This window comes from Mesorhizobium sp. M4A.F.Ca.ET.020.02.1.1 (assembly GCF_004022645.1).
In the GTDB taxonomy this organism is placed as follows: domain Bacteria; phylum Pseudomonadota; class Alphaproteobacteria; order Rhizobiales; family Rhizobiaceae; genus Mesorhizobium.
The window spans coordinates 1-1,990 of record NZ_RZOI01000936.1 but is presented as its reverse complement, the minus strand read 5'-3'; the positions used below and the strand labels follow the sequence as shown (position 1 = coordinate 1,990).

Genomic DNA, 1,990 nt, shown 5'->3' with positions numbered 1-1,990 from the left:
GTCCTCTACCACAGCGCCGGCCGCCGCTCGCTGCAGGACGTGCTGACGGCGATCCGCCTTAACACGCCCGTCGCCCAGGTCGGGCTGGAGCTGGCGGCCAATGCCGAGCGTCATCTGAAGCCGCCGCAGGAAATGGCCAGGCTTTTCCGCCGGCATCCGCAAGCGCTGGCGGAGACGCTGCGCTTCGCGGACGAGCTGAGTTTTTCGCTCAGCGACCTCGAATACAACTATCCGGACGAGCCGACCGAATCCGGCCTCGGGCCACAGGCCGAGCTTGAACGGTTGGCCAGGGAGGGGGCCGCCACGCGCTATCCGGCCGGCGTCCCCGCTTCCGTCTTGCAGCGCATCGAGGAAGAGCTCGCCCTCATCGAGCGGCTGAACTACGCGCGCTATTTCCTCACCGTTTACGACATCGTCCAGTTCGCCCGCCGCCAGCATATCCTTTGCCAGGGGCGCGGCTCCGCCGCCAATTCCATCGTCTGCTTCTGCATCGGCATCACCGAGGTCGGCCCCGACCGGATCGACACGCTGTTCGAGCGCTTCATCTCCGAGGAGCGCAACGAGCCGCCCGACATCGACGTCGACTTCGAGCATGAAAGGCGTGACGAAGTCATCGCCTATATCTACCAGAAGTACAGCGCCAAGCGCACCGCGCTCGCCGCCGCCGTCATCAGCTATCGCGGCCGCTCGGCTTTGCGCGAGGTGGCGAAGGCGATGGGCCTGTCCGAGGATGTCCGCACCGCCCTGTCCAGCTCGATCTGGGGCTGGTCGACCTCGGAGCTTGGCGAGAAGGAAGCGAGCGCCGGCGGCATCGACCGCAGCGATCCGCTGGCCAGGCAGGTGATCGAGCACGCCAACGAGATCATGGGCTTTCCCCGCCACCTCTCGCAGCATGTCGGCGGCTTCGTCATCACCAGGGACCGCCTCGACGAGGTCGTCCCCATCGTCAAGACGGCGATGGACGAGCGCAAGATGGTCGAATGGGACAAGGACGACCTCGACGCGGTGAAGATCCTCAAGGTCGACGTGCTGGCGCTGGGCATGCTGACCTGCTTGAAACGCGCCTTCACGCTTCTCACGCATCATTATTCGGACGCGCGGGACGCCTATGGCCGGCCCTATGTGCTGGCCACCCTTCCGGAGGAGGACGGCCGGGTCTATGACATGATCTGCCGCGCCGACACGCTCGGCGTCTTCCAGATCGAGTCGCGCGCCCAGATGTCGATGCTGCCGCGGCTTCGGCCGCGCGAATTCTACGATCTCGTCATCGAAGTGGCGATCGTGCGCCCCGGCCCGATCCAGGGCGACATGGTGCATCCCTATCTGCGCCGCCGGCAGGGCAAGGAACAGCCCGAATATCCCAAGCCCGAGCTGGAGCAGATCCTCGGCAAGACGCTGGGCGTGCCGCTGTTTCAGGAGCAGGCGATGAAGATCGCCATCGTCGCCGGCGGCTTCAGGCCGGGCGAGGCCGACGAATTGCGCCGCGCCATGGCCACCTTCAAGCGCACCGGCACGATCGGCAATTATCGCCAGCGCATGATCGACGGCATGGTCGGCAAGGGTTACGAGAAAGCCTTCGCCGAGCGCTGCTTCAAGCAGATCGAGGGTTTTGGCGAATATGGCTTCCCCGAAAGCCATGCCGCTTCCTTCGCGCTGCTGGTCTACGCCTCCTGCTGGTTCAAGACCTTCTATCCCGACGTCTTCTGCGCCGCGATCCTGAACGCGCAGCCGATGGGTTTCTACCAGCCGGCGCAGCTTGTGCGCGACGCCCGCGACCATGGTGTGGAGGTGCGCGAGGTCGACATCAATTTCTCCGTCTGGGACTGCACGCTGGAGCAAACGGCCTTCGATCCGGCCCGCGTGCTTGCCCGCCATGCCGGGATGCGCGGCGTGATCGAGACCCACCATGCCGTCCGCCTCGGCTTCCGCCAGATCAAGGGCCTGTCGGAGGATCGCATGACGCTGTTCGTCGGACGGCGCGGTTCCGGCT

General features: G+C 65.6%; 1 protein-coding gene. It reads left to right on the top strand.

The features are described from left to right. Positions 1-1,990, top strand: a 1,990-nt coding sequence (locus EN742_RS33330; protein WP_128333789.1) for an error-prone DNA polymerase, incomplete at both ends; no start/stop codon positions are given.